Origin of the sequence: Tychonema sp. LEGE 07196, from assembly GCF_963890365.1 — a bacterium.
In the GTDB taxonomy this organism is placed as follows: Bacteria; Cyanobacteriota; Cyanobacteriia; order Cyanobacteriales; family Microcoleaceae; genus Microcoleus.
Genome location: NZ_CAWPRX010000117.1, coordinates 1 through 7,981, shown reverse-complemented (window position 1 = coordinate 7,981; position 7,981 = coordinate 1). Strand labels below are relative to the sequence as shown.

Annotated in this window: 8 protein-coding genes and 1 tRNA gene; 7 read left to right on the top strand and 2 right to left on the bottom strand. The window is 47.4% G+C overall.

The genetic code is table 11. The features are described 5' to 3' along the window. Positions 1–415 precede the first annotated feature (415 nt). Positions 416–727 (bottom strand): DUF6679 family protein, encoded by a 312-nt coding sequence (locus AACV78_RS14350; RefSeq protein ID WP_106148100.1) that lies wholly within the window; start codon positions 725–727, stop codon positions 416–418. 372 nt (positions 728–1,099) lie between these two features. Between AACV78_RS14350 and AACV78_RS14345 the strand changes: the two genes are divergently transcribed. The 7 genes from AACV78_RS14345 (at position 1,100) to fba (ending at position 7,377) form a co-directional block, all read left to right on the top strand. Beyond that, complete coding sequence (locus tag AACV78_RS14345; RefSeq protein ID WP_194012833.1) at positions 1,100–1,342, top strand: hypothetical protein; 243 nt, start codon at positions 1,100–1,102, stop codon at positions 1,340–1,342. A 600-nt stretch (positions 1,343–1,942) separates the two neighbouring features. Continuing rightward, entirely contained in the window at positions 1,943–2,149 is a 207-nt protein-coding gene (locus AACV78_RS14340) for a hypothetical protein (RefSeq protein ID WP_194012834.1), read from the top strand. 462 nt (positions 2,150–2,611) lie between these two features. Beyond that, positions 2,612–2,851 (top strand): hypothetical protein, encoded by a 240-nt coding sequence (locus AACV78_RS14335; RefSeq protein WP_194012835.1) that lies wholly within the window; start codon positions 2,612–2,614, stop codon positions 2,849–2,851. 40 nt (positions 2,852–2,891) lie between these two features. Next, complete coding sequence (locus AACV78_RS14330) at positions 2,892–5,006, top strand: CapA family protein (RefSeq protein WP_194012836.1); 2,115 nt, start codon at positions 2,892–2,894, stop codon at positions 5,004–5,006. Positions 5,007–5,072: 66 nt separating this feature from the next. Next, positions 5,073–5,972, top strand: coding sequence for an aldose epimerase family protein (locus AACV78_RS14325; protein WP_194012837.1), 900 nt, complete (start codon positions 5,073–5,075; stop codon positions 5,970–5,972). A gap of 67 nt (positions 5,973–6,039) precedes the next feature. After that, positions 6,040–6,111, top strand: a tRNA-Lys gene (locus AACV78_RS14320). A gap of 186 nt (positions 6,112–6,297) precedes the next feature. Next, a complete protein-coding gene (gene fba / locus AACV78_RS14315) occupies positions 6,298–7,377 on the top strand; it encodes a class II fructose-bisphosphate aldolase (RefSeq protein ID WP_194012838.1) in 1,080 nt (359 codons plus the stop codon). 253 nt (positions 7,378–7,630) lie between these two features. Here fba and AACV78_RS14310 read toward each other — a convergent pair whose 3' ends face one another. After that, positions 7,631–7,846: a DUF5615 family PIN-like protein gene (locus tag AACV78_RS14310; protein WP_194012839.1), complete on the bottom strand. Its 216-nt coding sequence runs from the start codon at positions 7,844–7,846 to the stop codon at positions 7,631–7,633. Between the last annotated feature and the right edge of the window lie 135 nt (positions 7,847–7,981).

Below are 7,981 nucleotides of genomic sequence, written 5' to 3'. Positions count from 1 at the left end.
GGGGGGAGGGGGAGAGGGGGAGAAGATTTTTGATCGATCGATCGTCGAAATATACAATGTTTATTTGCACAACAGCTTAAGACAGGCTAGCGCCGTGTCCGTGGGAGCATCTGTGTTTTGTATTTATAGTGCTGTCTCCGATCGCGAGTACAATACGAGATACGAGAGCGGGGACAGCACTATCATCAAAAAATGCTTTTTACAAAGCCCCAGATGCTCCCCTGTCCGTCCCACAAAAATCTTTTTTTTCTTGTGATACCTTGATCCCCGCAGCGTCCCCAAAATTTTATCAAAAAACAGAGGCAAGAAATATTCTCCTTAAACCCAATTTTTTGGTAATTCTTCCAGAAAAAAGGGAGAAAAATCGTTTGATTTTCCCCCAAATCTTATTTTTGCTTCAAGCGCGAGCTCAAAACTAATCTAAATTCGAGTCGGGGTAATGATTGCGAATTTGTTCCGCTTCGGGACAATCGTCAGAAACTAGGGGTTCGCAGTTAGTTCTCGACACCGAAGCCAACTTCTGGGATACAGCTCCAATACTTTCTAGACGCACCATTTCTTCCCAGGAGCTAATTTCGTCTTCTTCGTCGGTTTCGTAGCGCAGCGTGACTAGATCCCCTTCAATATCTAGGATACGAGCGCGCTCTATCCAACGTTGCTGATCTCGAAGAAAAATAGAAACCTCACGACCATCACAACAGAGTTGATAGATTTTGCGCTGTAGCATTTGTCAGTTCTCCTGCGCAGTGTATTTGCTTAAAAAGATTGCCTGTTTACATTGACATAATCCCCAACCTCAAGGCATAGGGATTCTGGATTTCAAATAGCTTTCAGCAAGCACAGCTTGCCTGATATTGCCTATTCCGATAGTGGATGCCCCAACCTATTTGAGATTTTTGGGATTTATAGAGTTGAGACCGGATTGTGACATCTGGCTAATCAACAATACGTAACTTATCATGAAAGCCGTCCTATAAGGACTGGACTCCTATGCCAATTGTTCCGTAACGTACTTTGGGTTTGACATCGGAAGGCAGCCATATTGACGAGCCAGTTTCACGTTTTTTTGAAACTTCAACACCGATGGGTGTTACTAAATTTGATTTTACCACTAAATCTATCTAGTACGCCATTTATCCGATCGCAGATTTTGCAGCCACCGACATCTCTCGCCAGACGCATTTGCCACAATACATCCCAGAATCAGGATTTGAGGGAGCGATCGAACCCTCAGAGACACCAAGCAAGCGACAATAAACACAGTTCGCGCGTGCGGATGACCGTCCGCTCAGTTCTGCAATACCTGCATTCCGCACGCGCGATCGAATCTTACTGCGGTTAATCGAGCCGACATGATAAAACTCTTCGTCACTCGATCTCCCTGTCGCGGTGCTTGAGGCAGCTCACAAATGCTCTGCGATGATTGCACAGACCGCTTTCACATAGTATAATTTTGCGATCGAGCTGTTGATATCCCACCTGATCATAAGGATTTTCGGGCGATCTGGCAATCCAATCACCAACGGAAAATCAACAGTTTCAGACCGCGACTTCAAAACAGTTCGGACTGTGGGAAGAAATTGCGATCGAACAAGTGACCGCGACTTTAAGACGCTGTAGAGTAAAGTTAAGCAAAATAGGAAAGCCCCTTAGCGATTAGAGGCGAACCGATCGAGAACCGGCATACCAAACGGCGATACCAGGGGCTCGACAAAGCTCCAAAGTACACCTCCGGGACTTGCACGCTCAACTACCAGCGTGACTGCGACTTTAAAACCGAGCGTCAAGTCAGTATTCACACGCTAGATGGTCGAATTGTCCTCCCGACGGCTACAACCAGCACATCTATCTGATTGCTTAGTGCAAGGATATCGGTGCTGCGAAGATTGTCTGTCGGAAATTCTCGAAGACTGATTAATTGATGGTAAATCTACAGCTTAAAATGCCTGCTCTCGATCCACTAAATATCACTAGAATTTATGGTGTGGACGCGGGTTTGAGATATCTTTGCCTCGAAACAGATTTGCCAAACAAGTCTAGTTTCTCTTCGGTCAAGGTGGAACTGCACAAAGCTAAATCCGATCGACAGGTCAAACAGTTTTTTCAGCGTAAAAATAACCGTTCGGCTTCGCGAATTTTAATCGTCTAGTCGGGACAAAAAAGACGATTTATTATTGCTGATGCAAACACCAGATAGCGAGTAATAGTGCCAATTTTAATAGCTTAATTAAACTCAAATATATGACCGAGCCACCGGATAGATTTAAATCGCATTTAGCAAAATTACGAGCAACAAAAAGGAAGAGCCTATTAAATAAATAGCTAAATAGTTGTTACTATAATTGCACATTTATGTCTGCCGAAAGGCTGCGTTTATTGGCTAAATAGCTAAATTTAGGTGCATTATATAGCGGCGATCGAGCATTGTGAGGAAAGCCCAATGCTCTTGGGCCCAATGCTCTTGGGCCCAATGCTCTTGGGCCCAATGCTCTTCGGCCCTATCCCGCGTACCTCATATGAGAGCACAGAAAGGCTATACCTCGCTTTAGTTGCTCGAATTCTGGGCAGACCTCTGAGACCGAGCGACCGCAGAAAAAGCTAATTTTTCGCTGTGAATGTCGAGGGTTTGAACTTGATGCCGATCGCGCCGGAAGCAGAAATATTGCAATATATACAAAGCTGCTTGTCCGGGAAGATTCGAGGGGTACGGGGATATTCTGAGCACTCCCCTAATGTGTCGGACACTGAAGCCAAAGCAGCAATCCTTTCGAGGTTTTTGGAGTTGCGGTGGAGTTCAGATGCTGCGCCCCCACCATGCAGCGGTACTCGGCCGGCGGTGGCTGGTAGTTGACAACAAATTAAAGTTATCGATGTGTTAAGGAGGATAATTTATGGTATATGCAGAAAATTGGTCGCAGCCGTCTATGTTGGAACTAGCGCGATCGGGCAACTTTCAAGCCCTGAATTACTGGATTGACAGCTTGCTCAGACCCGAAGGGATTTATGCTCGCGTCGAACAAGCTCAAGCCGGCTGCGTCCAAATCTTAGTAGAATTCCAGCGGGAATTTGCGCCGGATACTACATTACTGGGGAGCACTCTCCGGGAAAGCTTAGTCAAATTTATTTGTCACCAAGTCTGGAGACTCAACTCCCCAGCAGTAGAAGGGGTGCGAATTCATGCGCGGTTGGCGGGAGAACCAGAGATTCTCTGGAAACAGTCAGTGCGAATTGTGACTCCGGCAAATCGGCGGCAGCGGCGCGATCGTTCCCTATTCGTCATAGATTGGGTTAAATTTAAAACGTATCGTTCTCTACTGCTAGTGGGATCGGCACTTGCTTCATTTATTTTAGGGTGCTGGGTGAGCTACCACGAGGCTCTGGCCGTGCGGTTAGTATCTCCAGTCTCGCCGTACCAGCAAGCTGGGCTAATTTCGGGGCCGCCTCCCAAACGTCCAGATTCGGTGCAAGCGGCTTTGGAAGTAGTACCAGTAGTGCAACAAAAGCAGGTTGCTAATCCCTACGATCCCACCGTAACGCTGATGTTCGGGGGAAATGTGAATCTATCGGATGCGATCGGAGCATCTGCCGGTAACAATTATGATTGGGCTTTTGCCAATATGGACGAGTACCGGCAAGCAGATGTGTCGATGGTTAATCTAGAAAATCCCCTGACTACCTCTACCTTGACCAAGAATAAAAAACAATTAAATTTTAAAGCCGATCCAGAATTGGTGAAAATATTAACAGCGGGAGGAGTGGATCTTGTCAATCTGGCAAACAGCCACGCTATGGATTACGAGGAACCGGGGCTGGTGGAGACTATAAATACTCTAAATAATGCTGGAATTGGGCATCTGGGAGCCGGTAAAAATATTAAAGAAGCTAGGCGTCCAGATATTATTGAGGTGAAGGGTCAGCGGATCGCTTACCTCAGTTATTATGATACCGACCTTAACTCTGCCGACCAAGGGAAAGCTGGTACTAATCCCCGCCGCAACAATCGCGTGGCAGAGGATATTCGAGCTCTCAGGGGTCAGGTAGACTGGATTATTGTTAATTACCACTGGGGAGTTGAGTTGGCAGATTATCCGGGAGATTGGCAAATTGATTTGGCTCGGTTTACGATCGACCAAGGAGCAGATTTGGTAGTGGGACACCACCCCCACGTCCTCCAAGGTGCAGAAGTTTACAAAGGCCGCCCAATTGTTTACTCGCTTGGTGATTTTATATTCGGCGCGAATGCTCGCAGCGATTACGATACTGCAGTCTTGAAAGTATCGCTCAAAGACAGGAATATGAAGGTAGAATTTCTGCCTGTGGAGGTGAAAAAGTTTCAGCCTTCGGTTGTGAATGGGGCGGCGGGCGATCGGATTCTCAAACACGTCGAACAAATTTCTAGTATTTTCGATCGCCCAATGCGATCTTCTGTAGTTCTAGATGCCACAATTAACTCAGGAATCACACCAAAAACTCCAAACTATCCATTGTCCCCAGCCAAGAGCGGTATCGACGGGCCAGGGCTGAATTCGCCCAAAACAGCAGGTGAAAGCAATCTGCCAGACCCAGCACAATCCAAACCTACTCCGATTTTGCCAGCTTTGCCTGCAGCGCCCAAACAGCCGGACAACTCCTCATTATTTCAGAACGGCGCTGGGCCTGCAATTGAGTCAAGCCCGCCTCAAAATCAAGATTTGCCGCCGCGCATCTACCACACTCAACCTCAAAATCCTAACCGGGAAGCAGATCCGTTTACCAAAGAGCCATTCATCAAAGAACCGTTTATTGCGCCCCTATCTGGGAGTCAAGGAGGGGCGATGAGTCCCCAAAGCTATCTTCCCCCGACTCGGGCTCTATCTTTCAAAGTCGGGGTCACAGAGCAGCAGACACGCAGGAACATTCCAGACACCAGCAGAGATCGGTCTAAGCAGCCGATCGCGCTGCCTCCTATAATAACTGCGAGGATGGGGACGGCCTATGAAGGTCGGATCTATGATGCACAGGGGTAAAAAAGGGGCGGTAATGGGCAAAAATCAACTAGCAGCGACTAATTACGACCGATTTACTAAGAACCAATGATCGACGACCTACTACCGATGACAAATGTGTTTGCGATCGCGCTGAAGCAAAAGCAGTATAAAACCTATATCCTCTCCGACGAAACCGCTAACTCTACTCTAGAAGTTGTGCCGGAACGGGGCGGTATTGCCACTAGCTGGCTGGTTGAAGGCAAAGAAATGTTGTACTTGGACGCGGAACGGTTCGCCAATCCCGATCGAACTGTACGCGGCGGGATTCCCATCTTGTTTCCCATCTGCGGCAATCTCGCCGACAAGACCTACACCTACAAAGGAGTCTCGCGCCAGCTCGAACGACACGGCTTTGCTCGCGATTTGCCTTGGACGGCGACGGAACAAGTCACGGAGGGTTGCGCGGCTCTTACCCTAGTGCTTAAAAGCGACGAGAAGACTCAAGCTGTTTATCCGTTTGATTTCCAGCTAGCTTTTACTTATCAAATTAAAGGCAATTCTTTGGAAATTGTGCAGGAATACACCAATCTTGGTGTCGAGCCCATGCCCTTTTCTAGCGGCTTGCACCCTTACTTTTTCGCTCCCGACAAGACAAATCTGCGCTTTCAGATTCCGGGGATGCAGTACAGAGATCGGAATACCCACTCTAAGGGTTATTTCACGGGGGTTTTTGACCCGACACTGGATGAAATAGATATTTCCTTTGATGAACTCACGGGTCTTGCTGCTATTGTTACTGACGCGGCACGGGGCTTGCGGCTAACCCTCAGTTACAATTCCAGCTATGGGAAGTTGATCTTCTGGATGATCGAGGGCAAGGATTTTTACTGTCTGGAACCTTGGACTGCTCCAGGAAATGCTCTAAACACTGGCGAACACTTGATTTATTTGCAGCCGGGAGCGACTTGTGAGACGATCGTGCGGATGACTGCAACTTTTTTCTAAAAAACACTTGCTATTTTAAATGATGGGTGCTACTGTTAGAAATTGTCTGCGGTAACAACGTTTACACGGGTCGCTAGCTCAGCGGTAGAGCATTCGGCTTTTAACCGATTGGTCTCGGGTTCAAATCCCGGGCGACCCATTAAAAATCTAGAATTTTGAGTTTCGAGTTGAATGCTCGGAGCTCGAAATTTTGTTTTTTGAGCTTTTAAGTAGAAATTTGGAAAGTTAATGCGCGATCGGCTACAAATTGTCTTAAGATTATCGTAAGAATTGAGCTTGTCTAAAATTCACGGCCCAGAAACACAAATAACTAGGAGGAATATCTATGGCGCTTGTACCTATGCGACTGCTGCTCGACCACGCGGCTGAAAACGGTTACGGCCTACCGGCTTACAACGTCAACAACATGGAGCAAATCCAAGCCATCATGCGCGCTGCTGACGAAACCAACAGCCCTGTGATCTTGCAAGCTTCTCGCGGCGCTCGCTCCTACGCTGGGGAAAATTTCCTGCGCCATTTGATTTTGGCGGCAGTTGAAACCTATCCTCACATTCCCATTTGTATGCACCAAGACCACGGCAATGCCCCCGGCACTTGCTATTCTGCCATGCGCCAAGGTTTCACCAGCGTGATGATGGACGGTTCTCTGGAAGCTGATGCTAAAACTCCGGCCAGCTACGAGTACAACGTTGAAGTTACTCGCGAAGTTGTGAAAGTGGCTCATTCGATCGGCGTTAGCGTTGAAGGCGAACTGGGTTGCTTGGGTTCTCTGGAAACAGGAATGGGCGAAGCAGAAGACGGCCACGGCTTTGAAGGTGCGCTTTCCCACGATCAATTGCTGACAGATCCCGAAGAAGCTGTTAATTTCGTTGAGCAAACCGGCGTTGATGCTCTCGCAGTGGCGATCGGCACTTCCCACGGCGCTTACAAGTTCACTCGCAAGCCGACTGGCGAAATTTTGGCAATCAGCCGCATTGAAGAAATTCACCGCCGCTTGCCGAATACTCACTTGGTAATGCACGGTTCTTCTTCTGTACCCCAAGAATTGCTGGAAATCATCAACAGCAACGGCGGCAAAATCCGCGAAACCTACGGTGTACCTGTGGAAGAAATCCAAAAGGGTATCAAGTGCGGCGTTCGCAAGATCAATATCGATACTGACAACCGTTTGGCGATTACCGCTGCGGTGCGCGAAGCTTTGTTTGCTAAGCCCGAAGAATTCGATCCGCGCCACTTCTTGAAGCCGTCGATCAAGTATATGCAGAAGGTTTGTAGCGATCGTTACAACTCTTTTGGTTGCGCCGGTCAAGGTACAAAGATCAAGCAAGTTTCTTTGGACGATTTCGCAGCTAAGTATGCTAAGGGCGAATTGAGTTCTTCTACTAAGAAGACTGTCGCTGTTTAATAATTTTAGGTTTGAGATTTGAGATTTATCTGAAGTCTAAAGTTTGAATAGCCGGGTAGCTGCGAAGTTGCCCGGTTTTTGTTTTTGGACAGAAACCGATAAGAGTTATTATTGGTTCAGAAAATTGTACGATCGGGGGCGCATATAGCCTTTCTCTAAAAGGTGAGGTACCTGTTTTGCCATGAAAAGCTTGACAATGTAAGGGTTGCAGCATACCTCGGCATACCTCATCTTTCGCTTGAAAGGCTATAAGTTACTTGGAAGGACGCACAACGCGAATCAGTTTGCCTTGCAAAGATTCTGCTGCTGTAATCGCAATGTGGATTCGGTTAGCCAGAGCTTCCCAATCGCGATCGTTCGTACAGGCTATAATACCGGCATGACGGGGCTGTATGCGGTGCAGCCGAAAGAAATCTTTTCGGTTCTCGGTAATGACTGCACGTTCCTCGCTAGTTGCGAAAGCTAACACATCTGGGTCATTTGTGACAAGTTAAGAAAAAGTGCAAATTGTCAAGGGGGTAGACAAAAAAAGGTAAAATAGGATGAAACCTTTACCGGGCAAGCAGTTGAGCCCGAGTTGAACCAGTTATGATTCGCAACAAAA